Source organism: Nocardioides sp. 616 (genome assembly GCF_002930065.1).
Classification (GTDB): domain Bacteria; phylum Actinomycetota; class Actinomycetes; order Propionibacteriales; family Nocardioidaceae; genus Nocardioides; species Nocardioides houyundeii.
In genome coordinates, this window is sequence record NZ_POAG01000006.1 from 1 (window position 1) to 25836 (window position 25836).

Below are 25836 nucleotides of genomic sequence, written 5' to 3' on the forward strand. Positions count from 1 at the left end.
TGTTGTACGGGTCGAACTCGAGCTTGATCGAGGTGGCCACGGGGAAGAACTGGGGTTCGATCAACGGGCACCGGGAGTACGACCTGCCGGCCGGTGAGTACCGGGTGGAGGTGTCGGTGCCTGGTGGGACCGGGACGTACTGGTTCACCAGCTCGTACGCTCCAGTGAGCACCGCTTGACGAAAGGGGCTCCCACGTGGACGGTGAGGGGAATGCTCTGCCCTCGTGCGGGGACACCCGCGAGCTTCGCGTGAAGAAGGACGTGGAGGACGTCCCGAAACGTCCTCGGCGAGTGGTACCGGTGTCCTGACCGGCTGACTTGACTGAGGGCATGTTCCAGGACCAATGCCGACCGGCCGTGATTATCGACTGGCTGAGCCTGCCCGCAAGTGACTTTCGGATTGTCTCGACCTCCGACCCTCGACCGTCGCACATCCCGGACAGCCTCTGGCGGGTCCGGCCGATTGGGCTGTTGCGTCTTGCCCACAACTGCACACCGCAGCACTGTCCGCTCTCGCTCGGGGAGGCGGCGTTCAGCTGCCCACCCCTGGTGAGTCTTCCAGGGAGGTAGTCCCAATGCACGGATCTGTGTCACGTCTCGTCACTGCTGCGCCGGAGATCAACTCCGACGGCATCGTGGAGTGGGGCGTCAAGAACATCATTCCGATCGTCTTGCTGTTCATCGGGATCGGGATCATCGCCAGCGCCCGCAAGGGTCAGATGTCGCAGAACGCGATGACGGTCTCCAACGTCATCCTGGGCTGTGTCGTGATCGCCGGTGCCGGGCTTTTCTACGGCTTTGCCGACAACATCGCCGACTTCGTCTTCGCCTGAGCTCATGCGCATTCGTCCTGACGACGAGGTCTACCGCGTGGACGCGGTGTGGCTGGGACCGAAAGGGTTCACGCTGCCCTGGGCTGCCAGGTACTCGGCGTACGGCATCTGGTTGATGCTGTTCGTCGCCGTGCTGCTGGTGGAGGCAGTGCTGCCGATGCGGGTGAACGCGCCGCCCGTGTGGGAGCTGGTTCTGACCATCCTGGCGACCTATGCCCTGACCGGGGTGATCGACCACGAGCGGCCCCTGGTCAGCGTCTTCGAGCTCATGCGCGCGGAACTGGGCGCCCCGCAGGCTCGGGTGCCGAAGCCGGCGGGCCTGACTACCTCGGGTGTGAGGGTGAGGGTGAGGGAGACCCATGTCCAAGAAGACACGTGACCGAGTCGCGACAGCTCCACTCGCGCTGCGGTACATCGACGACAACCTGTGCTTCACCAGCAACGACGTGTGGGCTTGGTACCGAGTGCCGACGCAGCCGTGGGCCTTCCGTTCGGACCTGCAGCGGGAGCAGCTCTTGTTCGGTGCGGGTGACGCGTTGGCCTGGCTCGCCGGCCATCGGCTGCATCTCCGGGTCACAGCGCGGCCGTACCCGACCGCGGAGTGGGCTCGCCGGCTGCACCAGCTGACACCTCAGCCCCTGCAAACGCCCGGGGTCGAGCCGTGGACCGATCACCTGGTGCGGATGCAGCAGCACCTGCGGCACCAGACGATGGCCGAGAAGCAGGTCTTTCTCGGGGTTCGACTCTCCACGCGTCCGTTGAGTCATCGTGTGACGGGTGCGGTGTGGCGGCATCCGGGCAACGTCGAGCACGCGCGCCTGCTGCCGCACGTCGAGCGGGTGACCGAGACGATGGCGTTGCCCGGGATGGAGGGGCGGCCGGCCTCGGCACGGGAGATGGAGTGGTTGATGCGCCGCTCCGTGGGCCTTGGTCTCCCGGCCCCGGTCGACTTGGCTCCGCTTCCGGACGGTGGGTGGTCACCTGATGACCTGCACAGCTTCACCGACCGCGTGGAGTACTACCCGGAGCGGTTCGGCCGAACTGTCCGACTCGTTGGTCGCGGTACCGGTGACCCGGTCGAACGACACGTAGCGGTGATGTCGGTCGGGCGACTCGAGGAGATCGAGGCACCGGACCCCGGCCACGAGCCGTGGCTCTCGCACACCGACCACCTGCCGTTCCCGGTGGAGTGGTCCTGCTATCTCGACGTGCTGTCCGGTGCCGATGCACGCAAGGCGATCCAGAAGAAGCTGCTGGTGGTGCGCGACATGCAGCGCCACTTCGGCGAGCACGACCTCGACGAACCGTTGGCATTGGACCGCCAGGCCCGTCAGGCACGTGAGGTGGAGGACCAGATGACCCGCGGGGTCGACGTGACTGCCGCCCGGGTGCACGGGTGGTTCCGCCTCGCGGTGGCCGGCCGGACCGAGGAGGAATGCTTCGAGCGGGTCCGCAAGGTGACCACGTCGTACCGCTCCCGGCGGGTGACCATCGAGCACCCACGTGGCCAGTTCGGTCTGCTGCGGGAGTTCATCCCGGGCGAACCCATTTCCACCTCGGCCTACCGCCGACGGCTCCCGGCCTTGTACGTCTCGGCCGGGGTGCCACAGGCGTCCACCCGGGTAGGGGATCGTCGCGGTCCCTACCTGGGCTACACCGCGGGATCATCGCGGCAGGCGGTCATGTTCGACACTCACTACGCCACCGAGGTGAAGGAGACCTCGGGGCTGGTCCCGGTCGTCGGCGGTCTCGGCGCCGGGAAGAGCGTCCTGATCGGCCAGATCACCTACGAGGCGGTACGCCGGGGAATCCCCGCGGTCGTCCTCGACCCCTCAGGCCCGCTGGCCAGGTTGACCCACCTCCCGGAGCTGCGGGAACACAGCGAACACCTCGATCTCACGACCGCGGCTAGCGGAACGCTGAACCCGTTCGAGGTAGTCGCCAGTCCGCTGCGTTCGGCGTACGACGGCGACGAGGCGTACGACGAAGCGCAGGTGCTCGCGGCCCAGGACCGGAAGCTCCTGGCGATGGACGTGGTGAAGATGCTGCTCCCCGCGGCGGTGGACACGATGGCGCAGACCTCGTTGGTCGTCTCGGACGCTGTCCGTGCCACTCGCGGTGAACCCACGGCCTCGTTGTGGGACGTCGTAGAGCACCTGGAGCGGCACTCCGATCCGCATGGTCGGGTGGTGGCGAACTACTTGCGCGACATGGCGGAACTGCCGCTGTCTCGGCTGTTCTTCCCGAAGAGCTCATCGATCTCGGCCAACCGGATGGGGGCCCGGCTCACGGTGCTGACCATGCCCGGACTCGTGCTGCCACCCAAGTCGGTGCCTCGTGAGCACTGGTCGACCTCGGAGCAGCTCGCGGTGCCGCTGCTGCATCTGGCGTCCTGGTACGCGACCCGCGCGGTCTACGGCCGGGAGATGCAGAGCCGCAAGCTCGTCGCCCTGGACGAGACCCACTTCCTGGGGGAGTGGTCTGCCGGTCGGGCGCTGTTCACCCGACTGGGTCGGGACTCGCGCAAGTGGAACACTTGCGTGCTGGCGGCCTCGCAGAACCCTGCCGACGTGCTCGGCATGGACGTCGCCAACTTCATGTCGGCCGCGTTCGTCGGACGAATCGAGGACGAGGACGCCGCACGAGAGGCGCTGCGGATGCTCCGCGTGGCCACGGGCGTCGGCTACGAACGTGCCCTCGGGACGTTGTCCTCGGGCAGAGGTGCGCAGGGTGCTCGGGAGTTCGTGATGCGCGATGTGGACGGCCATGTCGACAAGGTCCGCGTCGATCTGACGGCCAATCCGGAGTTGTTGGCGGTGCTGAACACCACCGCCGGACGCGACATCGGCGACGAGGTGGACAGCGACACGGAGGAAGTCGCATGAAAGCGCCTCCCCCGGATCGTGGCAGTCGTCCTGATCGTGCTGCTCGCCGGCTGGGCGATCCCCTCCACGGCAACCGCGATCCCGGGGTTCTCCGACTGCAAGGACTCTCCGACTCCGGAGTTGCCGGGACGGGGGATGGCCGGGTTCTTCTCCGGAGAGCCCGACGTACTGCCGCCGGCCGGCGATCCCTTCGCCCCGAACGCGGAGACGACGATCTTCGAGCAGTACGGCTACGCAGGGCTGCGGTGGAACACCTACGACCTCGGGTGCGGACCCGACGCGATGCGCCAGCCCGACGCCGTCATCGGCACCGCGGTCAGCAACTGGCTGGTCCAGCTGCCGATCGCCCTCACCGCCCTGACCGGATCGGTCACCCAGGCCGCCTTCGAACCCAACTTCCTGGGCGCCTTCGACAGCTCCGTCGAGGACGTCTCCACCGCGCTGCACGAGAACCTCTTCGCCTCCTGGATCCCGTTCGTCTTCGCTGCCCTGGGCATCCTGCTCATCTTCAAGGCACGGCGCGCCTCGATGGCCACCTCGGCTGCAGCCGTCGGCTGGGCCCTGATCGTGGTGCTCATCGCCTCGGCACTCTTCAAGTGGCCGGTCGAAGCAGGAAGCGCAGCCGACCGGACGGTCACCGGCACCCTTGGGGCAGCGGTGAGCAACCTCGACGGCAGCGGTGCCGACATCGATCCCGGTACGGCGCTGGCCTCCGGGATCAACGAGGCGATCCTCTACCGAGCCTGGCTGGCCGGCACCCTCGGCAGCGCGGACACCGAGACAGCCGAGAAGTACGGCCCCGCCCTGTTCCAGGCCCACGCCCTGACCTGGCGGGAAGCCCAGATCCTCGAAGACGACCCCGAGCGCGGCAACCTGATCATCGAGGCCAAGAAGGAGCAGTGGAAGACCACGGCCGAGACGATCGAGAACGAGGACCCCGAGGCGTACGAGTACCTGACCGGCGAACGCTCCGACACTCGGGTGGGCTACGCCATCCTCTCCACGCTAGGGGTGTTCCTGGCCCTGCCGTTCCTGCTGATGTCCTCCCTCCTGCTCATCGGGTGCTTCCTCATCGTCCGCCTCGCGGTGATGCTCTTTCCCGCGTTCGCCACCCTCGGAGCCTTCCCCGCGTCCCGGGGCCTGGTCACCGGGTTGGGCCGCACAGTCGGCGCCGCCGTGATCAACTCGATCGTCTTCGGAATCGGGGCCGGCGTCACCATCGCTGTCCTCGGCATCCTGATGCAGCCCGGGGGAGAGGCACCCACCTGGCTCGGCATCGTCTTGATGCCGCTGTTCAGCGTGATCATGTGGGTCGCGCTGAAGCCGTTCCGTCGCCTGACGTCGATGGTCAGTCCGAACGACTCGTTCATCGGTGGCGTGGACCGGCCCAGCTGGCTCAAACGAGCCGCCCTGACCGGTCTCACTGCGGTCACGTCCGGAACAGCCGCCGGTGTCGCGGCCGCGGTGGTCACCAAGGATGACGACTCAGAAGCGCCGCCCGAACGTGCCGAAGCCCGTCCCTCGCAGTACCCCCAGGAACGCCCACGTCCGCCTGTCGAGGCCGCTGTGGGCCCTCGGTCCGAGGCGCTGGCGCTGACACCGCGAGCAGCCGCTCGTCCGTCCGACGACGCGAGTGCCGGTCCCGGACCCAGCGCCCCGTCCGGCCCGCGACCTCAAGGGCCGGCGCCCGCTGGAGGTGGCTCGTCCCCGGCCGAGGAGCCCGGATTCACACCAGCGCCCGTCGGTGACAACCTGCAACCGGCGAACCATCACGAGTACGACGGCGACGAGGTTTACGTCATCTACCGGCCCGGCGACGGGCCCACGCAGGCGACTGCCTGAGACGGCCACGTCATGAGTCGCACCCGCAGCCTGGTCGTCGTCGCCCCTGTCGTGGGCGGGTTCGTTCTCATCGGCTTGCCGCTGCTCATGCTCATGATGCTGATGGGCGGGAACGTCGACCAGGAAGCCAACTGCCAACCCGGCCGGAACTCCGTCGTCCTGGTCAGCAACGGCACCGAGGCCCAGCTGACCGAAGAGCAGCTGACCAACGCCTCGATCATCGTCTCCGAGGGCTATCGGTTGGCGGTCCCCGCACAGGGCATCGTCATCGCGCTCGCCGTCGCCTCCCAAGAATCCCGGTTCCTCAACTACGCCAACGACGGTCAAGGCAACGACCTCAAACCAGACCAGGCCGGCATCGAGAAGTCCCTGGAGCTCCCGCATCAGGCAGTGGGCAGCGACCACGGGTCACTGGGTGTGTTTCAGCAGCAGTGGCCGTGGTGGGGGTCGATGGTCGAGCTTATGGATCCGGCGACCTCGGCGCGCAAGTTCTACGGCGCTCTCAACGCTGTCCCGGGCTGGGCGTCGATGAGCGTCACCGACGCCGCGCAGTCGGTCCAGAAATCCGCCTACCCCAGGGCCTACGCCGATGACGTCGAGATTGCCGAGGCCCTGCTCGCGTCGGCTCCCGCGTCGTCACAGATCGAGCAGACGACGTACTTCGGCGCCAAGAACCTTTGTGGCTCCGCAGCGTTCACCGGGAGCGTAGTGATGCCCTTGCCAGTGGGCGCGGCGTACGTCGACCAAACAAGTTTCGGTTCCTCTGGGTCGCATTGGGAGTCCACCCACACAGGCACGGACTTCTCTGTCCCCTGTGGAGTTCCCGTTCTAGCCTCCACCGATGGCGTAGTGACGGTGCGCACGGATCAATCCTGGGCCGGAAAGTGGCTGGTCGAGGTCGACGCCGGGCCCGATGGCGTTGAAACGTGGTACGCCCACATGCAAGCGGTCGGAGTGCGAAGCGGAGAGCAGGTGACCGCCGGTCAACCCATCGGCCAGGTCGGAGCCCTGGGAAACGCGACCGGCTGCCACCTGCACTTCGAAGTGCATCCAGGGGGTGGGCCTCCGGTCGACCCGACACAGTGGCTCGCGGAGAACGTTGGGAAGGACCCATCCACCATCCCTGCTGGGCAGAACACCAGCGCCCTGGGAGAGACCGCTGTGCTGCTGACGTCGAACCTGGCCTTCTGGGTCACCGACGCGTCAGCGGAGAAGCACATACGCGGCCTCCTGGCTGAGGGCCCGGACGTGTTGCTGCTGCAAGAGGTGACGAACCGGAACGTGACCGCGATCGTGGAACGCACGCCCGGTTCGTGGGCCGTCTGGCAACCCGCGGGGAGCAAGGGAGGCTCAGTGATCGTGTGGGACAGCTCCAAGTTCAGCGCCGCCAATCGGGGCGTCGAGTTGGGTTTCTATGGTGCCGAGTACGACCGGTGGATGCCGTGGGTGCTGCTTGAGTCTGACTCCGGGACGCTGCCGGTGGTGGCCTTGCATATGCCAACGCGAGCTTCGAGTGATCCGGTCATGCGGGGGTACTTCCAGACCATGACCGCGAACTACCGCAAGCTCGTCGGCGAGATGAACGACGCCGGCTACCCACCGGTGCTGGGGGGGGGACTGGAACCATCCCCTCGACGCAGCGCGCGAAACCTGGAGCCCGGTGCCGATGCTGGAGCAGGTCGGTATGACGACGAACTGGCGCGGTGGTGCCCCATGTGAGGAGAGCGTCCCCGGTGGCCGGATCGACGGCTTCGCCTTCAACCCGGGCTACCTCCAGGTCGTCGACCAGGGCTGTCTCCCGTACGGCGACTCCGACCAAAGACCCGTCTGGGTCGCGGTCGCACCAGTGGGCTGATTGGGAGGTATGTAGGTGAAGGACGCAGCCGGGAAGCCGCTTCCGTACTTCGGAGCTCCGCCTGCGCGCGAGCCGCTGCGTGCCTGGGACGTGCCAGCGCTGCGTGGGAAGCGCGTGATTCTGTCGCGTCCCTTCCGGTTCATCTATGACGTGCGAGCGGTCAGCCAGATCTACGAGGACGCCGAAGGTCACTCGGTTATCGACGTGATGACCGAGGAGGACTACTACCGGTGGATGTTCACGGGGGTGCGGCCCGAGTCTCAGCCCTACCCGGTCCACCTCGTATGGGTCGACTTCCGCGGCTCGACCTATGGGTGACCTCGCCCCGCGATAGGCGGATCAAGTGCGGGGATTGGCGTGTGAGACCCACGCGAGTCGGCGATGCTTCGGGTATGGCACCTGACACCGTCACTCGACTCATTGCCGGGGCATCCGCTGCGGTCGCCCTATCTTCCTTGTGTTGGACTATCGTCTCGTGGCGCATGTCAGGGCCTGCGCTCCGCTTTCATTGTCTCTGGTACCAAGAGGCCCTGGTGATCAGGGTCTTTAATGCGGGTCGGGTCGCCGACACCGTTGAACAAATGGAACTAGGCGGCACCAAGCGGACGGCTTTGACCGAAATCCTCGAGTTGCCCACGCGAGTCGAACCGGGGCAGTCGAAGCGCTGGGTTGTGGGGGCGGATCATCTCCCGGAAGAGCGGAAGGCCGTACTGAGTGGAGGGTGGTGCTCCCTCTGGGTGCTTACCGGCTCTATGCGGCGACGACGCTCGGAAATCGTTCCCGTGCCAGAGGCCACTCCGCCCCCATCGGGATGGCGCCTAGTGCCTCGCCGCGCAAAGCTCGCACGCTTCACTCCGCTGGCCGCCGGAATCGCAGCATCCCTTATTTGCACGCCGGGCATGGGCGACCTCGCTGACGCTGTGTTCTGGACCTTGGTTGTGGGGCTCTTTGCGTGGTTCTTCTCGCGTCTCGTGTTCCCAGCACCTCAGTTTGGTCGGCGAAAGGTGGAACGTCGTGTGTCGCTGCTCGCAGTCGCGCAAGGCCTGCTGTCCTATCCAATCGTCTATGGCGTAGAACCGGTGACCGAGTTGTCAACGCCAGCGCAAGTCGCGGTTAGCCTGCTGGCTGTGATCGGCTTCTACTTGGCCGTTCCCAGCTTCGGTGACTCCTGGGTGGAAACCCCGCAGGGGGTCCGCGACGCCGCCAAGACTGCCTGGGCTCGCATCCGGACACGCGAAAGTGCCGAAATGTCGACGATGGGCATATCGGGCGCGGTGTCGGAGGTCAAAAGCGAGCAACCCAACGACTTCAGTGTGGCTCCTCTGGTCCACAGTGGGGCACCCAATGGCGCGCAGAGGACGGCGCGCCAGCGCTGCCCGCAAGCGCGTCCGCCGGCGGAGCCGGCGCCTTGACGGAATAGAGCACAATTCGGCAGCAACCGAGATCGATCAGTGCTGCCGAGACTCTAGATCCCAGATGACCAGAGACATCGTCTGCCGGAACGCGCCCCGGTAGATTCCGGCACGCGGACGACTCCATCACCTACCATCGGCAGGTGCATGAGCCCTCACGTCTACGTCTGCTGGTGCTGTCAGACCTCCACGCGACAACGTCTGAGCCGGACGCCGGCGGTGCGACACGCTTGAGCTTCCACGGGACGGCAACTGGGGTCGAACGTATGTTCGGCGGGATTGCGGGAGCTCTAGCCGAGGCTGGAATCGACTCAGTCGATGCCGTTGTCTGCCCAGGGGACCTCACCGATCGCGCTGATCCCACCGCACTTACGCAGGTATGGAGCCGCCTCAGTGCCCTGGCTGATGCGTTCGGCGCTGAGTTGGTCGCGACAGCAGGCAACCATGACCACGATAGCCGGGCGCAAGACGGCCACGACCCCAAACGCCATTTGAAAGAACTGGAGCCGCCGTTTCCAACTAGGGGCTCGCAACAGCGCCTGGAGTACTTTGCGGACAATTTCACACGCGTCAATATCAACGGGAATACGATAGTTGCCTTGAATACGGGGGCTCTCGGGGGTATGGCAGGACCCGAAGGGGACGAGTACCAGCACGGTCGGGTACAGCCGAGCGACATGAAAAGACTTAGAAAGAGTCTTCAAGACGACCCGCCAGACAGCGTCAGAGTTCTCGTTGCCCATCACCATCCGGTACAACTGCCGCTCATTGATCTGAATGAAGCGAGTCTCATTAAAGGGGTCGAGCACCTGTTCGATGCTATCGACGAGGACGGCCCTTGGCTTGTTATCCACGGCCATAAGCACCGACCTTGGGTTCAGTACGCCCCTGGCGGGGGAGGCTCTGCTGTACTGTTTAGTGCCGGTAGCTTTTCGGCGCCATTAGATGGCGTTCTCGCACAGAGCACAAAGAATCAATTCTACGTGATCGACTTGCTCTCTGATGCGGCAGCAACTACATTGAGTCTCGGCGTAGCGGGCACGTTCCGGGCGTGGAGTTACCAGCCCATGGGACCACTAGCATGGGTGCCTTCTGGTAGAACCGATGGTCTCCCAGCAAAGGGCGGTTTCGGATGGCGATCTGACCCGTGGCGAGTCGCTGGGGACGTTGTATCGCGTGTTCGTAGTGCAGCGTCAGATATGCCAATCGCGGACCTATTGGCGATCGAGCCACGGTTTGAGTATCTTGCGCCTAACGACGTGTACAGGTTCGCCCAACACCTCGCGAGGCTCGATTCGGAGGTTCAGGCAATATTGGACACGGATGGCTGTATCGAGCGGATCGCCTTCGTGGAGGCCCGACAGTGACGATTCCAGCTGTACCTCTAACTTCTCTCAATGCCATCAAGTTGAGTGCGCGGGAAGTCGCGGCAACTTTTGTTGCTCCACCCGCGTTCGACGCTCTTTTGCACGCCGACAATGCGATCCTTACAGGACCACGGGGAAGCGGCAAAACCACAATGCTCAAGATGATGACTTCAGAAGCGCTCGAACACTGGACGGGGCCAGAAGCGGACGCTGCCAGAGCAACGGTCCGATCGGTAGGCGTGTTCATCGGAGCAGATCGCACCTGGAATGAACAACTGGCCATGCCTGGTACTGATCTTTCTGGAGATGTGAGAGATGCGCTGACTGCGTCGGCTTTCACGACGCATGGTTTGCGAGCCATCGTGGAATCCATGGATTACAGACTTCGTGGAGACCTTGCTCATGGCGTTGCCGCACACCGACGCGTCGCGGAGGAGGGGATCGATGAAACCGCTTTGGCCAGACGCATCTCCGAACTGGCGGACCTCTCCCAGTTTGCGCTGTCATTTCCCACTCTGAGATCACTCCTCTCTGACCGTTTGGTCGAAATCGGTACGTTGCGAAATCGCTTGCGAAGAGATTCTTCGACAACGTTGCCTTCGTGGTGCGACTTAGACTTTCTGGTGGTTGCTGACGCGGCGGTAGAAGCCTTCAATGTGTCGGCGGGTGAGCCCGACCAGAAATGGGCGTTGTTGTTCGATGAACTCGAACTGGCCCCGCGCAAGTTGGTGGAAGAATTGTTGGGTGCCTTGAGAGGCTCTCAACCTCGCCTCCTGTTCAAGCTTTCGCTAGCCCCCGCTAATGATCAATTCGATGTGCTAGAGCACGAACATGCGCCCGTTCCTGGCCAAGACTACGAGCATGTCCCCTTGACTTATGCGCGCAAGCGACCGGCTATAAAGTTCGCGAAAGCTCTAGTGGAAGCCACGCTGGATAGGAATTCCTCGGTTCCAGTGCCTCCGATTGAACGGTTCCTAGGGTCGGGCGATCTTGATTCACGCGAAGAGGTGGATGCAGACGAAATCACCCCCACCCGTGCGTATGACGTCGGATCAAGGCTGTGGCGCACTATGGAGGCGTTACGCATTCGCGATGAATCGTTTGCGGACTACCTGACTGCAAACGAAATCGATCTTGAAAACCTTGAGGTCCTCGATCCAGCACGCCGCGCCGCGCGCCTGCGCAAGATTCGAAACATCGTCGTGGTTCGAGAGTACTTTCGCGCCGACGACGGTAAGCGCCGGTCGCGCAAGAGTTTTGGCCTATATACCGGCGCCGACAGTATCCTCAGTTTGCCGGATGGAAATCCACGAATGATTATTTCCTTAGTTCGCCAGTTGTTTCCGAGAGTCGATACGCCAGCAACCTTGGGCAGGGTCCCGACCGCCCGCCAAAGTGCTGCGATCGAATCCACGTTGTTTAGATTCCTTGCCTTGTTAGATGCTCAGCAGGCAGTTAAAGTCGACGGCAAGTCTGTGGCGCTTATGGAACTCGTTGACAGAGTCGGTGCAGGCCTGGCAGCGAAGATTGTCGAGGAACCCTTTAGCGACAACGTCGCTTTGACACTGCGGGTGAATAACGTGGTAAGGCCCGAGATTCGGGCCTTATTTGTGCGAGGGATCAATGCTGGGGCGTTTGTTCATATACCGCCTCGGCATGGCGGTGATCCGTTGGCAGGCGACATTGTGGGACGGCAGTTCAGGCTATCTCACCTGCTAGCCACAAAATATGGGTTGCCCATTCATTTGACTCCACCTTCTGCCTTAAGTGAACTGCTTCCTATCGACTGGCGCACTGACGCGGGCAGAGCTAGGCGGGGGAGGGCTGCAGAGCATGCGGCTACGCTCTTCGATAGGTAGTTGGGTGATCAGAGTCAAGCGGAGGACGAAGTGCAAGGACAGGTCCAACACGGTGAGGTGCAGAGATCATGACAGTCAGGATGCGTGTCTCTTCCCTTCAACCTGATGAAGTTGGCACCTACGACGCCTTGGTAGCGACGTTAGGATATGAAGAGAGGTCAACCGCTGTCGCGGCGAGGTTGGCGTCACGATGTAGCCGGATTTGGGCCTTCGATTATCAGTCTGAGCCGCTGCACAGTTACGAGCGGAATGCGGCTTTCTTCGCGCCGTACGACATCATTCGTGAATCGCCGAGTGCATATCGAAAAAGCCTCGGTGAACTGATTCGTTTGGTTCGTGACAGCCTTGCTCGGGATGAATCTACCGGTGAACGTGTGACTCCTCGAATTGCGGTTGATATCTCAAGCATGGATCGCGATCGGCTTGCGAGGACAGTATTGGCGTGTACTGAGGATCAATCTGAGCCGATCCGAGTCGATTTTTACTACGCGTTCGGCGAGTTTGTTGACGATTTAAGAGGCAGCGAAGGGCCCGTCTTAGTGAATCGGCCGATGGAAGGCATGGAGGGATGGTCCTCGGACCCTGACTCCGCGGTCGTTTGTGTCCTGGGTCTTGGGTTCGAACAGACGTTGGCGACTGCCGCGATCGAGACGATTGAACCCAGGCAGACCGTTGTCCTGCTCCCTCAGGGAGAGGACGCTCGCTATGACGCTGTAGTCCACGAAAAAAACGCTTCGCTGTTGCGCTCGGGAGCCGTCGATACAGTTCACAATTATGCTGTCGGCGACATGCGACAGACCGTGGTGGATCTGAACGCGAGCATAAGTACTTGGTCCCGCGCCAATCGCGTAGTGGTCGTTCCATTAGGCCCGAAGCCTTTGGCTTTGGCGGCGATTCTTGTGGCAGTAGCCAATGAGCATAATGTGACGGTCTGGAGAATGTCTGCGGACGATCGCCGCGCGGCGGAGGAGCGGCGTGCAACGGGAACTATCGTCGGGCTTTGTGTTTCTGTGGAGCCCGCACCACTGTGAGCAGTATTCGGTATATGGGAACGAAGAAGTTCCTCATCCCAGAGGTGCATCGCTACCTAGCAGCCCGTGAATCTCCGGCAAGTCGTTTCGTTGATCTATTCGCTGGCACTGGGGCTGTGGCTGCATCGCTTGTTAACGACGTTAAGGTGACATGCAACGACGCTCTCTCATTTCCATCCGTTATTGCTCGGGCTACCTTGCTCCAAGGGACTGGGTGCACGAGCGCGCGCGCTCGACTCGCGCTGGTGGCCGAAGCCCGCAGCCGTTATGTCTCCGCTTCGCACGATTTTGCTGATCAGATCGTGCGAGAGGACGCGGCCCTGGCAATGGGTGCTCGGAGTACCCACGAATTGATCCTCGAGGCAGTGCATCCGGGTAATAGTGAGGATGCTGTCGCGCGTTCTAGGCGGGCGGCAGCTGCCGAAAATTACCAGTTGGTCGCCATTTACTTTTCGAGTGGCTATTTCTCAACTCGGCAGTCGGTGGCGCTGGACTGCATCCGAGACGTCCTCGACGAGTGGTATCCCTCTGTTGCATCTGATTCAGGTCCTTGGAGCCAGGGTTCCCCCCGGGATCTGTTCTTGGCTGCTTGGTTGACTACCGCATCTATAACCATCAATAGTCCAGGTCATACGGCGCAGTTCCTGTCGGCCAGGACTGAGACAGGCTATGTGCGAGTCCGAAGGAATTGGATGCGGGACGTCTTTGATGTCTACGAGCAAGTGTTGTTGAGTACCGTTTCGTTAGGCAGGAGTGCATGGAGGCGCGGAAATCGCGTCATGCAAAGCGACGCAATGAGCATTCCAAATCCGGCTCATTTCGGATGGAACGCGAACACGGTCTTGTATGCGGATCCGCCCTATACCAAGGATCATTACAGCCGCTTTTACCATGTACTGGAGACAATGACAGCGTATGACTATCCGAATTCTTTCGGGGTTGGAAGGGTTCGGTCTGATAGGCATCTGAGCGATTTTTGTTATCGATCGAGGGTATCTGAAGCGTTCGCCAGTCTTGGCCGCTTGGCGGCATCGTCGGGATCTGAACTTCTCGTCAGTTATCCCAGTGATGGGCTCATCTCTGAGACGGAATTGGACGAGACTCTTGGTGTTCATGGTGGTCTCAAGCGTTTTGCAAGACTCGACCGTTCGCATTCGACGATGGGTGGGTCCAAAGGGAGCCAGCGAAAGTCCACGGTCGAGAATCTGTACTTATTGCAGCCCCAGTAGGGCGGCGAAACAGTAAGACTGTGAGGGTGTGGGGGGCGGTTTGGCCCGTCCGCGCTTGAGTGGGTTGCTCCGTTGCGTCGCAAACGCAGTCTGTACGTCAGATCTCATCCCTCCCTTCGCGACCTGCCTTCTCGTGACCCCGTTGAGCATGTGCTATCGGCGGTGGCTCAAATGGTGGCTGGAAGCGCAGCTCTACCCTCTATGGGCGCCTCCGTCGCCCTGTCCAGCGGGGCGAGGGACCCAAGGCTTTGCGTTGGTCGCGATGGTCCGGTGGTTCTTGCCCCCTGAGTGGCGTCGTTATATGCCAGGCGATGGGGAGAGCATGTTGAGCTGGTCATTGGAGCGGTCCGAACACCTCATGCGCCCAACCGGGCGTCGAGCCCGCCATGTCCAGGCGGTGACGAGGCTGGCCGCGAGCGTGGGACACGCCTTCGGTCCGGAACGGGATCTGCTTGTGGCGGCTGCGGCTTTGCACGACATCGGGTATTCGCCGGTCATCGCAAACACGGGATTTCATCCCCTTGACGGCGCGCGAGTCGTCCGTGAGGCGGGCTGTGAGGATCTTGCCTGCCTGGTCGCCCATCATTCGGGGGCACGCAACGAAGCGAGGTTCCGTGGCATCTCGGGTTATTGCGATGAGTTTCCCTTCGGCGACACCGATCTCGACCGCGCGTTAACGTACTGCGACTTGACGACCGGCCCCGACGGCCGCCGAGTAAGGCTTGAGGACCGTATCGCCGAGATCCAAGAGCGCTATGGTCCTGAGCACGTTGTCTCTCAGGCGATCAGGTACGGCACTCCAGAGTTCGAACAAGCGCGCGACTGTACGGAGCGTCGTCTCGCAGCGGCGGGTGTGTGTCGGTGCTGCTCGAGTTGGGCGTCCCGCCGCGGACCGTGATGGAGATCGTGGGGCATTCGGCGCTGGAGATGACGATGAACGTCTACGGGCACGTGAACCTCAGCGCCAAGAGGGAGGCTCTGGACCAGGTCGGGAAGCTCTTCGAGGAGGGGGCGTGACCAGGTGATCGGGGTCCAGTTGTGGTCAGAAGTTGTGGTCACCGGGCGCGGACGCGACAGCGCGAATAAACCGTGGCCTGCTGGAGAAACACAAAACCGCAGGTCACGTGGTGTGACCTGCGGTTTTGCTGGATGTACGCCATCAGGGACTTGAACCCCGAACCCGCTGATTAAGAGTCAGCTGCTCTGCCAATTGAGCTAATGGCGCATGCCGGTGAAGCGAGAGCAACACTACCAGCGGCCCTCAGGGGCGACAAATCAGCCCCCCTCAGGCGGTCCCGCCAGGCTCCAGCCGGGCCCCGGGGGCGACGCGGACGCCCTGCCCCACCCGGGTGTCGATGCCGAGCAGGACCAGGTCCTCATCGCGCGCCAGGCGGGCGGACGGCAGCTCGCCGACGCGGGAGTCGGACTCGATCTCCGCCCGTTCGTCCACGATCGAGGTGCTGACCGTGGCCCCCCGGCGTACGACGGTGTCGGCGAACAGCACGGAGTCCTCGACGACCGCCCCGGCCTCCACGACCACGCCGGGACCGAGCACGCTGCGGCGTACCGTGCCGGCGACGTCGGCTCCGGGGGCCAGCAGGCTGTCCTCGACCCGGGCGCCCGGGCGGACCCGGGAGGCCCACCGGTCGGGCCAGTGGGTCAGCACCGGGCGGTCCGGGTGGTCGAACACGTCGACCTCGCCGGCCAGCAGGTCCCGGTGCCCCTGCAGGTAGGCATCCGGTCGCCCCAGGTCCCGCCAGTAGCCGGGCAGGGGAGCGGCGCGCGCCGCGCCGGCCGCCACCAGGGCCGGCAGCAGGTGCTCGCCGAAGTCGCCGATGCCGCTGTCAGCGTCGTCGCTGCGGCCCGCCAGCTTCGCCCGGAGCGCGAAGAGCTGCTCCAGCAGCGGTGCGGTCTCGTAGAGGATCACCTCGGTGGCCACCACGCCGGTCGACGGCCGTGCCGGCTTCTCCGCGACCCCCGTGATCCGGCCGTCCGAACCGGCCTCGATGACGACGTTGTGGGAGGCCTCCTTCTTGGTCACCTCCGCGGTCATCACCGTCACCGCCGCCCCCGAGGACTGATGCTCGGCGATCGCGTCGCGCAGGTCGGCGTTGAAGATGTGGTCCGCGCTGGTCACCACCAGCGTCCGGGCGGCCCGGCCCTCCAGGTCGTGGGCCATCCGCAGCAGCAGGTCCCCGTTGCCGAAGGCGAACCCGTCCTCCGAGGCCGGCCCGCTGCCGGTCTGCGGCACGATCCGGCGGAACCCGCGACGGCCGGCGTCCAGGTCCCAGGGCCGCCCGCCGGAGAGGTACTCATCGATCGAGGCCACCTGATACTCCAGGGACACCCAGACGTCCCGCAGCCCCGAGTGCACCATGCTGCTCAGCGCGAAGTCGATCAGCCGGTGGGAGCCGGCGTACGGCAGCGCGGGTTTGGCGCGCTCCCGGGTCAGCACGTCCATCCGCGACCCCTGGCCGCCTGCCTGCACCACTGCGAGCACGTCTTGTCTCATGGACCAACCGTAGGGGGCGCCGCAAGGCTCACAGCGACTCCAGCACCGCCTGCGCCGCGTTGTGCCCGCCCAGACCGGAGACGGCGCCGCCGCGGCGCGCCCCGGAGCCGCACAGCAGCACCGACTCCACGTCGGTGGCCACCCCCCAGCGCTGGCCCGGATCGTCCAACCGCGCGCGGTTGGAGGCCCAGGGCCACTCCAGGTCCCCGTGGAAGATGTGCCCGCCGGGCATCGCCAGGTCGGACTCCAGGTCCTGGGGGATCTTCGCCTCCAGGCACGGCCGCCCCTCCGCGTCGGTGAGCAGGCACGACTCGATCGGCTCGATCAGGTGCTCGTTGAGCGAGGCCAGCGCGCGCTCCACCGCCAGGGCGCGGGTCGCCTCGGGGTCGTCGGCGAACAGCGGCTCGGGGGTGTGCAGCCCGAAGTAGGTCAGGGTGTGCGCTCCGGTCCCGGCCAGCTCGCCCAGGACCGAGGGGTCGGTGAGGGAGTGGCAGTAGACCTCGCCGGGCAGCACCGAGGGCAGGCGTCCCGCGGCCGCGTCGGCGTACGCCGTCTCGAGCTGGCTGAGGTCCTCGGACAGGTGCAGGGTCCCGGCGAACGCCTGTGCCGGGTCGGCACCGGACCTCAACGCCGGCAAGCGTTTCAGCAGCAGGTTGATCTTGAGCTGCGAGCCGACCGGCTTCATCACCTCGTCGTGGTCCTCGCCGAGCAGGATGCTGAGCACCCAGGGCGCGACTCCCGACAGCACCCGGCGGCAGGTGACGGTGTGCTCGCGCTGCCCGTCGTGCCAGGTGACCTCGGCGCCCTCGGCGCCGGCGGCGATGCCGCTCACCCCGGCGCCGCGGAGGATCTGCGCGCCGGCCTCGGAGGCCGCCCGGGCCAGCGCGTCGGTGACCGCGCCCATGCCGCCCACCGGCACCCGCCACTCGCCGGTGCCGTTGCCGAGCAGGTGGTAGAGGAAGCAGCGGTTCTGGATCAGCGACTCATCGTGCAGCGAGGCGAACGTGCCGATCAGGGCGTCGGTGGCCACGACCCCGCGCACCGTGTCGTCGGAGAACCGTCGTTCGATCGCGGCGCCCAGGGGAGTGGTGACCAGGTCCTGCCACAGCTGCGGGTCGACGCCGGCGGCGACCTCGCGCTCCAGGGGCAGCGGCTGGAGCAGGGTCGGCGCCAGGCTCCGGGTGAGCTCCCCGACCTCGCCGTAGAACTGCTGCCAGGCGGCGTACTCGTCGTCGCCGCCGGTCAGCTCGCGGAACGACACTCGGGTTGCCTCGCCCTCGGGACGCTCCACCAGCAGGCCCGAGCTGCGCCCGCCCCGGCGGTACGGCGTCCAGGAGGCGGTCTCGCGCGAGACCAGTCGGATGTCGAGGTCGAGGTCGGCGACCAGCTGCTCCGGCATCAGGCTGACCAGGTAGGAGTAGCGGGAGAGCCGGGCGGGCTGGCCGGAGAACGTCTGGGTGGAAATCGCGGCACCGCCGGTGTGGGCCAGCCGCTCCAGCACCAGCACCGAGAGGCCGGCCCGGGCCAGGTACGCCGCCGCCACCAGACCGTTGTGACCGCCGCCGACCACGACGACGTCGTAGTCATTTCTAGTCATCGAATTGGTCACTCGGTCAACCTATGTCACCCGATCGGTGACCAGACGGGTGATTCCATTCGCGACCGTCACCGGCGAGTTTAGGGTCCGAACAGAAGCCCGGGAGACCAGACAGGACAGAGGAGGCGCGGGTGAACCGACGTAGGCCCATGGGCCTTGCCCTGCTGCTCCTGCTGTTCGCCGTCGTCGGCTACTACGTGCTGTGGGTGCAGCCCAACCAGGCCCGCGTCGTCGAGGCCTTCCCGGTCGGGCTGATCGCCGGGATCTTCGTGTGCACCCGTCGCCGGGCGTGGCCGGTCATGGCCGTGCTCGTCCTGGCGCTCAGCACAGGTCTCTACATGGCCAACGGCCGGGAGCTCCTGGTGGCGCTGGCCTGGTCCGTGGGCGCCTGCGCCGGCGCGTGGGTCGCGGCCACGGCGGTGACTCGCGGCGGGACCCACCGCCCGGCGCTGTTGACCGAGCGGGACCTGACGCACTTCATCACCGGAGGCTTCCTCGCCGCGCTGCTCTCCGCCCTGCTCATCACCGCCTTCAACGAACCACTGCAGGTCAGCACCCCCCAGGTGGTCTTCCCGGCGGTGTTCCTGCCGCACTTCGCCTCCTACCTGGTGCTGCTGCCGCACTTCATGGGGCGGCCCCGGTTCCCCGGGGTGGCGCCGCTGAGCGAGCGCATCCTGCAGTGGGTGCTGACGGTGCTCTACACCCTGGTCGCGTTCTCCCCGCTGAACCTCGGTCCCAGCATCGCGTTCGCGATCATCCCGTTCCTCGGCTGGTCGGCGCTGCGGGCGCCGATGCGGGAGACCATCGTCCAGCTCCTGGTGGTGGGCACCATCGCCCACTCGATGACCATCCAGGGCCTGGGTCCCTTCGCCACCGGCGACGACACCACCTCGACGCGCTCGGAGCTGCTCGGCGCCGGCGTCGGGTTCTTCGTCATCGCGTGCGCCCTCACCGCCATCCCCTTCGCCCTCGCCGTCGGGGTGCAGCGCCGGGAGAGCTGGCAGGCCCGGCGCGAGCAGGCAAAGGTGCAGCAGCTGGTGCACAGCGCCTCCGGCATCGCGATCATCGGCACCGACCGCACCGGACACATCGACATGTTCAACCCCGGCGCCCAGTCCGTCCTGGGCTACTCCGCCGAAGAGGCGATCGGCCGGCAGCCCTCGATGTTCCACTCCCAGGCCGAGATCGAGCGCCTGGCCGCCAAGCTGGGCATCCAGCCGCGCTTCGACCTGGTGGCCCTGGAGCTGGCGAACCCCAAGTACGCCGGTTTCGACGTGGAGTTCATCCGCAAGGACGGCAGTGTCCGGACCCTCCAGCTCAGCATCTCCCGGATGCTGGACGCCTCCGGGCGGACCATCGGCTTCGTCAGCACCGGCGAGGACGTCACCCGGCGCGTGCAGCAGGCTCGGGCCCTGGAGGACGCGCTGGCCGCGGAACGGCTCGCGGTGGAGAACCTGCGCGAGATCGACCAGGTCAAGGACGCCTTCGTCTCCGGGGTGAGCCACGAGCTGCGCACCCCGATCACCAGCATCCTGGGCTATCTGGAGATGCTCGAGGAGGGCGGCTTCGGGCCGATGCAGCAGGGTCAGGTGCAGGCGCTGGGCCGGGTCAAGGGCAACAGCCGCCGGCTGCTCTCCCTGATCGACGACCTCCTGACCCTGTCCCGCATCCAGGACGGCAGCCTCGCGGTCGCCACCTGCCAGCTGGACCTGCGCGACGTGGTCACCGGTGCGCACGAGGAGATGACACCGGGCCTGCAGGCCGCCGGCATCGAGTTCTCCTGCTCGGTCCCCGACGAGGAGGTCTTCGTGGTGGGCGACGAGGAGCGGCTGGGCCGGGTGCTGGTCAACCTGCTGGGCAACGCCGCCAAGTTCACCGACCGGCTCGGCAAGGTCGACCTCACCCTCTCGGTCGAGGGCGGGACCGCCGTGGTCGCCGTGCGCGACACCGGCATCGGCATCCCGTCGTCGGACCAGGCCAAGCTCTTCGACCGGTTCTTCCGCTCCAGCGTGGCCCACGAGCGGGCCATCCAGGGCAGCGGTCTGGGGCTCTCCATCGCGCGGGCCATCGTGGAGACCCACGGCGGGCGCATCGACGTGGAGTCGGGCGAGGGGGTCGGCTCCACCTTCCGGGTGCGACTGCCTCTGGAGGGCCAGGAGCCGGTGGGCGTCCAGGACCAGCTCGCCGAGCTGGGCGATCCGACGTACGACGACGAGCCCGGCGACGTCCTCGCCTCCTGAGCTGGAGAACGAGAAAGCCCCTGACCCGCATCTGTGCAGGTCAGGGGCTTCTTCGCATGGGGTGAACGACGGGACTTGAACCCGCGACATCCGCGACCACAACGCGGCGCTCTACCAGCTGAGCTACGCCCACCATGAGGCCCCGACACTGCCGGGGCCGAGGAAAGTGTAGCGGTATCAGCTCGGCTGGTCGGAATCGGGGACGGTCTCGGCCTGCTCCGCGTGCAGACCCGTCAACGTGCCCGCGTAGCGGGCCGCGATCTCGCGCGCCTTGGCGGTGTCGGGACCGGGCTCCGGCACGAACACGGCCTCGCGGTAGTAGCGCAGCTCCTCGATGCTCTCCTGGATGTCGGCCAGGGCGCGGTGGTTGCCGCGCTTGGCCGGGGAGGCGAAGTAGGCGCGCGGGTACCAGCGCCGGGACAGCTCCTTGATGGAGGAGACATCCACGTTGCGGTAGTGCAGGAAGCCCTCGAGCAGCGGCATGTCCCGGGCCAGGAAGGCACGGTCGGTGGCCACCGTGTTGCCGGCGAGCGGGGGACGGCTGCCGTCGGGGCAGTGCTCGCGGATGTAGGCCAGCACCTGCTCCTCGGCCTCGGCCATCGCCATGCCGCCGTCCAGCTCCAGGAGCAGCCCGGAGGTCTCGTGCATGGAGCGGACGAAGTCGATCATCTGCTCCAGCGCCTCCGGCGGGGGCTTGATGACGACGTCGACGCCCTCACCGAGCACGTTGAGATCGAAGTCGGTCACCAGGGCGGCCACCTCGATCAGGGCGTCGGCCCGCAGGTCCAGCCCGGTCATCTCGCAGTCGATCCACACCAGTCTCTCGTTCACGAACGGTCACACTACTGCGCGGTCCCGAGAGCGTGGCCATGCTCACCTCGCCAAAGGTGGGGGATTCAGTTCTGATTCAGGCTTCGGGCCTAGGGTGCTGGGTGTGGAGTGGCTGCGGACGACCCTGAGGAACGGTGGGAGGACCAGCGGTTGGTGGCCGTGGTTCGGCACCCTCCTGCGGCTGGTCACCGGCGGCGTGTGGTTGGTGGCCGGAGGGCTCAAGATCGCCGAGCCCTGGGAGAGCGTCCGGGCGGTGCGCGCCTACGAGATCCTCCCCGAGTCGGTGGTGCCGACGGTCGGTCACCTGCTGCCCACCCTCGAGGTCGTCGTCGGTGCGTGCCTGGTGCTGGGTGCGCTCACCCGGCTGAGCGCGGCCCTCTCCGCAGGCCTGTTCGTGGCGTTCGTGATCGGCATCGTCTCGGTGTGGGTGCGCGGCATCGAGATCGACTGCGGCTGCTTCGGCGGGGGAGGGGCCAAGGAGGGTGCCTCCTCGGCGTACCCCCTGGAGCTGGCCCGCGACGCCGCGCTGCTCCTGGCCTCCCTGTGGCTGGTGGTGCGCCCGCGCACCCGGCTGGCCCTGGACAACCTGATCTTCTCGCCGGTTGAGCGAGATCCTGAAAGGAACGACGATGGCGAAGAACACCCCCAAGAAGAACTCACCGGGCGCTCGAGCTGAGGAGCGCGAAGCCGCGGCGGCCAAGCGCGCCGGCCGCCAGGACCGCAAGGAGCGTGCCGCCGCCGCGCTGGCCGCTCGACAGAAGGCGCGCAAGCGCAAGGAGCGGCTCAGCATCGCCGCGGTCGTCGTGGCGGTGCTGCTGGTCATCGGCGGGATCACGCTCTGGCAGATGAACGAGAGCGACAAGCGCGCCGACGCGGAGCCGCCGGCGAACGCTGTCGACGACTACGCCCTGGCGGTCGGTGACCCCGAGGCCCCGCACACCGTGGAGATCTACGAAGACTTCCTCTGCCCCGCCTGCGGTGTCTTCGAGGGCCTCTCCAACGAGACCCTGGCCAAGGCCGCCGAGGACGGCAAGGTCTACGTGAAGTACCTGCCCTTCGAGCTCCTCAGCCAGTACGGCGACTACTCCAAGGAGGCGGCGAACGCCTTCGCAGTGGTGCTGGACACCTCCGGCCCCGAGGTCGCCAAGAAGTTCCACGACGAGCTCTTCGCCGACCAGCCCTCCGAGAGCGGGGGCCAGCCCGACACGGACTGGCTGGTGAAGAAGGCCGTCGAGGCCGGTGCGGAGGAGTCGGAGGTCCGTCCCGGGATCGAGGACATGAAGTTCGAGTACTGGGTCGACAACGCGACCAAGAACGCCGAAGAGGCCAAGGTCCAGGGCACGCCGACGATCCGGCTCGACGGCGAGGACGTGGCGGGCGCCGACTACAACGAGGTGCTGGCCAACATCATGTCGGCGATCGGCTGATGCAGGTCGAACGCGTCCAGAAGTGGGTGATGTCGGCGCTGATCCTGACCACCGCGGCCCACTTCGCCGGGGGGCTGGTGATCCTGGCGCTCACCGTGAAGAACCCCGAGGCATTCCCGGTCCTGACGGCCATCGCGGTGATCATCTCGGCCCTGGCGATCGCTGGGACGCGGGTGCTCAACGAGCTGCCGATCCTCACCCCCTGGCTGGTGACGGCCCTGCTGCCGCTGGCCGTCGGGCTGTACTTCCACTGACGTGCCAGACTCCGCCGGGTGAGCATCTCCTCCTTCATCGCAGGCCTGCCCAAGGCGGAGCTGCACGTCCACCACGTCGGCTCCGCCTCGGAGCGCATCGTGGGCGAGCTCGCGGCACGTCACCCGGGCACCGTGCCCAGCGACCCCTCCGGGCTCCGGGCGTTCTACGAGTTCCGCGACTTCGCCCACTTCATCGAGGTCTACCTCGCCGTGGTCGACCTGATCCGGACCCCGGAGGACGTCCGCCTGCTCACCTACGAGGTCGCGCGCGAGATGGCCCAGGGCCAGCAGGTGCGGTACGCCGAGCTCACGTGCACGCCGTACACCTCGGTGCGGCCGCACGAGGCCGACCGGGGGATGCCCATCGAGGCATACACCGAGGCCATCGAGGACGCACGGGTGGCGGCCGAGCGCGACTTCGGTCTGGTGCTGCGGTGGATCTACGACATCCCCGGCGAGGCGGGACTGCCCGCGGCGGAGGAGACGCTGCGCTTCGCCCTGGACCACGCACCTGCAGGACTGGTGGGCTTCGGGCTCGGCGGCCCCGAGATCGGCGTACCCCGGCCGCAGTTCCGGCCGCACTTCGACGCCGCCCGGGCCGCCGGTCTCAGGTCGGTCCCGCACGCCGGTGAGACGACCGGTCCCGAGACGGTGTGGGACGCGATCCGGCTGCTCGGTGCCGACCGCATCGGGCACGGCACGACCGCGGCCCAGGACCCTGAGCTGCTGGCGTTCCTGGCCGAGACCGGGATCCCGCTGGAGGTCTGCCCGAGCTCCAACATCGCCACCCGCGCGGTGGCCTCGCTGGCCGAGCACCCGATCACCGCCTTCCGCGACGCCGGTGTCCGGTTCAGCATCAACTCCGACGACCCGCCGATGTTCGGCACCACGCTGAACCGGGAGTACGAGATCGCCGCCGACCTGCTGGACCTGGACGAGGCCGGGGTGGCCGAGCTCGCGCGTGCCGCGGTACTCGCCTCCTTCGCCCCCCAGGACGTCCGGGCCCGGGTGCTCGCGGAGATCGACGACCACCTGGTCAGCGCGACCGCCGGAGCCTAGGCGTCCTCGGGTCGGCAGCCCCCGCGGTACGCCGTACCGTGAGCGCCATGAGCAACGACCTCCCCGACCTGCGGACCATGCGTGAGCGGATGCTCGCCGGCCAGCCGTACGTGACCGACAGCGAGATCGCCGCAATGACCGCCGCGGCGCAGCAGCGGATGGCTGCCTACAACGCCTGCGACCCGACCGACGCGGTGGGCCGGCGAGGCCTGCTGGAGGAGCTGCTCGGCGAGGTGGGGGAGGAGGTGGAGGTGCGCTCCCCGGTGTACGTCGACCACGGCGACCGGATCAGCATCGGGCCCCGCACCTTCGTCAACTTCGGCCTGACCGCCCTGGACGTCGCCCCGATCACCATCGGGGCCGACGTGCAGATCGGTCCGCACGTGCAGCTGCTGACCCCCACGCACCCGCTGGACGCCCAGCAGCGCAAGGACAAGTGGGAGAGCGCGGCCCCGATCACCATCGGTGACAACGTGTGGCTGGGCGGGGGCGTCATCGTCTGTCCCGGCGTGACCATCGGCGACAACACGGTGGTCGGCGCCGGCGCCGTGGTGGTCAGCGACCTGCCGGCCGGGGTCCTGGCGGTGGGCCAGCCCGCCAAGGTGATCCGTCACCTCTGATCGACCCGGAGACTTCCCCAATTTTGGTCCCAATCCGTACTCCTCGCTGCCGTCGAACCACATGCGTAGGAGGGCGCATCGGGCGGCCCTCGGCACAGGGAGGAACTCCATGAAGATCCGTACCGTCGCAGCAACGCTGCTGACCACCGCACTGCTCGGAACCGTCGCTGCGGTGCCGGCCCAGGCCGCCGAGGGCGCCCAGCCGCTCGGCAACCGCAGCCTGGCCGAGGTGCTCACCTCGGACGGCAACCAGTTCGACCGCAACGCCGGTGACTACGACATCCTCACCGAGGCCGTGCTCGCGGTCCTCGCCGCCAAGCCGAACAGCCCGGTCAGCGTCCTGGCCGACGGGGACGTCGCGCTGACGGCGTTCGTGCCCAACGACCTGTCCTTCCGGCTGCTCGCCAAGGACCTGACCCGCAAGTGGCAGTTCGGATCCGAGAGCGACGTCTTCAACACCCTCGTGAACGCCGTCGGCGTGGACGCCATCGAGCAGGTGCTGCTCTACCACGTCGTGCCCGGCGCCACGATCGACTCGGGAACGGCGCTGCGCTCCGACAACGCCGCGCTCACCACGGCGCAGGGTGCGTCCGTCACGGTCGACGTCGTGTTCCCCAGGTTCAAGATCGTCCGGCTCAAGGACAACGACCGCAACGACATCGACCCGTTCCTCGACCCGACCGCGCTGGACATCAACAAGGGCAACAAGCAGATCGCGCACGGCATCTTCCTGGTGCTGCGCCCGCTCGACCTCTGAGCGGATGACATGACGTCGAGGCCGGACCCTTCACGGGTCCGGCCTCGTCGTACGTCCCGGGCGGGACAGGTGCGCCCCCGACAGGATTCGAACCTGTGACCGGCGGATTAGAAGGCCGCTGCTCTATCCAGCTGAGCTACGGAGGCGGGGGGTCGGGGGTTACATCGGGATAACATCGGGATAAACATCGGGATAACCCGACTGTAATTCCGGTGTTGCCGACCCT

General features: G+C 66.0%; 22 protein-coding genes and 3 tRNA genes. 18 read left to right on the forward strand and 7 right to left on the reverse strand.

Translation table 11 applies throughout. The features are described from left to right. Window positions 1-575: 575 nt before the first annotated feature. From C5H89_RS01340 to C5H89_RS18740, 7 genes are all read left to right on the forward strand, one after another. Window positions 576-833, forward strand: coding sequence for a hypothetical protein (locus tag C5H89_RS01340; RefSeq protein WP_162799143.1), 258 nt, complete (start codon window positions 576-578; stop codon window positions 831-833). Between the two features lie 4 nt (window positions 834-837). Next, on the forward strand, window positions 838-1212 hold the full coding sequence (locus C5H89_RS01345; RefSeq protein WP_104105321.1) for a hypothetical protein: 375 nt from the start codon (window positions 838-840) through the stop codon (window positions 1210-1212). Continuing rightward, a complete protein-coding gene (locus tag C5H89_RS01350) occupies window positions 1193-3718 on the forward strand; it encodes an ATP-binding protein (protein WP_104105322.1) in 2526 nt (841 codons plus the stop codon). The genes C5H89_RS01345 and C5H89_RS01350 overlap by 20 nt, the downstream gene beginning before the upstream one ends. Window positions 3719-3736: 18 nt before the next feature. After that, a complete protein-coding gene (locus C5H89_RS01355) occupies window positions 3737-5560 on the forward strand; it encodes a hypothetical protein (protein ID WP_104105323.1) in 1824 nt (607 codons plus the stop codon). 12 nt (window positions 5561-5572) lie between these two features. After that, complete coding sequence (locus C5H89_RS01360; protein WP_104105324.1) at window positions 5573-7279, forward strand: M23 family metallopeptidase; 1707 nt, start codon at window positions 5573-5575, stop codon at window positions 7277-7279. 151 nt (window positions 7280-7430) lie between these two features. Then, entirely contained in the window at window positions 7431-7733 is a 303-nt protein-coding gene (locus C5H89_RS01365; protein ID WP_162799144.1) for a hypothetical protein, read from the forward strand. Between the two features lie 581 nt (window positions 7734-8314). Further along, on the forward strand, window positions 8315-8827 hold the full coding sequence (locus C5H89_RS18740) for a hypothetical protein (protein ID WP_162799145.1): 513 nt from the start codon (window positions 8315-8317) through the stop codon (window positions 8825-8827). Window positions 8828-9138: 311 nt separating this feature from the next. Here the strand turns inward: C5H89_RS18740 and C5H89_RS19265 are convergent, their stop codons facing one another. Continuing rightward, the gene (locus C5H89_RS19265) at window positions 9139-9681 is read right to left on the reverse strand and encodes a hypothetical protein (RefSeq protein WP_240181636.1); all 543 of its coding nucleotides are present in this window, start codon (window positions 9679-9681) and stop codon (window positions 9139-9141) included. A 509-nt stretch (window positions 9682-10190) separates the two neighbouring features. On the opposite strand from C5H89_RS19265, the gene C5H89_RS18745 reads away from it, so the two are divergent. The 4 genes from C5H89_RS18745 to C5H89_RS01385 all read left to right on the forward strand — a co-directional run bounded on the left by C5H89_RS18745 (window position 10191) and on the right by C5H89_RS01385 (window position 15330). Then, window positions 10191-12053, forward strand: coding sequence for a hypothetical protein (locus C5H89_RS18745; RefSeq protein ID WP_162799147.1), 1863 nt, complete (start codon window positions 10191-10193; stop codon window positions 12051-12053). Window positions 12054-12121: 68 nt separating this feature from the next. Next, window positions 12122-13084, forward strand: a complete 963-nt coding sequence (locus C5H89_RS18750) for a hypothetical protein (protein ID WP_162799148.1) — start codon at window positions 12122-12124, stop codon at window positions 13082-13084. 245 nt (window positions 13085-13329) lie between these two features. Continuing rightward, on the forward strand, window positions 13330-14313 hold the full coding sequence (locus tag C5H89_RS01375; protein WP_240181637.1) for a DNA adenine methylase: 984 nt from the start codon (window positions 13330-13332) through the stop codon (window positions 14311-14313). An 861-nt stretch (window positions 14314-15174) separates the two neighbouring features. Continuing rightward, window positions 15175-15330, forward strand: coding sequence for a hypothetical protein (locus C5H89_RS01385; protein WP_205304806.1), 156 nt, complete (start codon window positions 15175-15177; stop codon window positions 15328-15330). A gap of 135 nt (window positions 15331-15465) precedes the next feature. On the opposite strand, the gene C5H89_RS01390 is transcribed toward C5H89_RS01385, so the two are convergent. The 3 genes from C5H89_RS01390 to C5H89_RS01400 form a co-directional block, all read right to left on the reverse strand. Continuing rightward, a tRNA-Lys gene (locus C5H89_RS01390) sits at window positions 15466-15538 on the reverse strand. A 60-nt stretch (window positions 15539-15598) separates the two neighbouring features. Continuing rightward, on the reverse strand, window positions 15599-16825 hold the full coding sequence (locus C5H89_RS01395; RefSeq protein ID WP_104105328.1) for a sugar phosphate nucleotidyltransferase: 1227 nt from the start codon (window positions 16823-16825) through the stop codon (window positions 15599-15601). A 28-nt stretch (window positions 16826-16853) separates the two neighbouring features. Further along, window positions 16854-18422 (reverse strand): NAD(P)/FAD-dependent oxidoreductase, encoded by a 1569-nt coding sequence (locus tag C5H89_RS01400; RefSeq protein ID WP_104105329.1) that lies wholly within the window; start codon window positions 18420-18422, stop codon window positions 16854-16856. A gap of 131 nt (window positions 18423-18553) precedes the next feature. Here C5H89_RS01400 and C5H89_RS01405 point away from each other — a divergent pair, with 131 nt between their 5' ends. After that, on the forward strand, window positions 18554-20662 hold the full coding sequence (locus C5H89_RS01405; protein WP_162799149.1) for an ATP-binding protein: 2109 nt from the start codon (window positions 18554-18556) through the stop codon (window positions 20660-20662). Between the two features lie 57 nt (window positions 20663-20719). Here C5H89_RS01405 and C5H89_RS01410 read toward each other — a convergent pair. Next, window positions 20720-20795: transfer RNA gene (locus tag C5H89_RS01410), tRNA-His, on the reverse strand. Between the two features lie 44 nt (window positions 20796-20839). Then, window positions 20840-21493 (reverse strand): oligoribonuclease, encoded by a 654-nt coding sequence (gene orn / locus C5H89_RS01415; RefSeq protein ID WP_104105331.1) that lies wholly within the window; start codon window positions 21491-21493, stop codon window positions 20840-20842. A 103-nt stretch (window positions 21494-21596) separates the two neighbouring features. Between orn and C5H89_RS01420 the strand changes: the two genes are divergently transcribed. From C5H89_RS01420 to C5H89_RS01445, 6 genes are all read left to right on the forward strand, one after another. Next, a complete protein-coding gene (locus C5H89_RS01420; RefSeq protein ID WP_240181638.1) occupies window positions 21597-22169 on the forward strand; it encodes a MauE/DoxX family redox-associated membrane protein in 573 nt (190 codons plus the stop codon). Beyond that, entirely contained in the window at window positions 22123-22920 is a 798-nt protein-coding gene (locus tag C5H89_RS01425; RefSeq protein WP_104105332.1) for a thioredoxin domain-containing protein, read from the forward strand. The genes C5H89_RS01420 and C5H89_RS01425 overlap by 47 nt, the downstream gene beginning before the upstream one ends. Next, complete coding sequence (locus C5H89_RS01430; protein WP_101523893.1) at window positions 22920-23174, forward strand: hypothetical protein; 255 nt, start codon at window positions 22920-22922, stop codon at window positions 23172-23174. Before C5H89_RS01425 ends, C5H89_RS01430 begins: the two co-directional genes overlap by 1 nt. A gap of 18 nt (window positions 23175-23192) precedes the next feature. After that, window positions 23193-24233 (forward strand): adenosine deaminase, encoded by a 1041-nt coding sequence (locus C5H89_RS01435; RefSeq protein WP_205304807.1) that lies wholly within the window; start codon window positions 23193-23195, stop codon window positions 24231-24233. A gap of 47 nt (window positions 24234-24280) precedes the next feature. Continuing rightward, complete coding sequence (locus tag C5H89_RS01440) at window positions 24281-24853, forward strand: sugar O-acetyltransferase (protein WP_104105333.1); 573 nt, start codon at window positions 24281-24283, stop codon at window positions 24851-24853. Between the two features lie 109 nt (window positions 24854-24962). Then, window positions 24963-25610, forward strand: coding sequence for a fasciclin domain-containing protein (locus C5H89_RS01445; RefSeq protein WP_104105334.1), 648 nt, complete (start codon window positions 24963-24965; stop codon window positions 25608-25610). A gap of 72 nt (window positions 25611-25682) precedes the next feature. On the opposite strand, the gene C5H89_RS01450 is transcribed toward C5H89_RS01445, so the two are convergent. Next, window positions 25683-25756 (reverse strand) — tRNA-Arg (locus C5H89_RS01450). Between the last annotated feature and the right edge of the window lie 80 nt (window positions 25757-25836).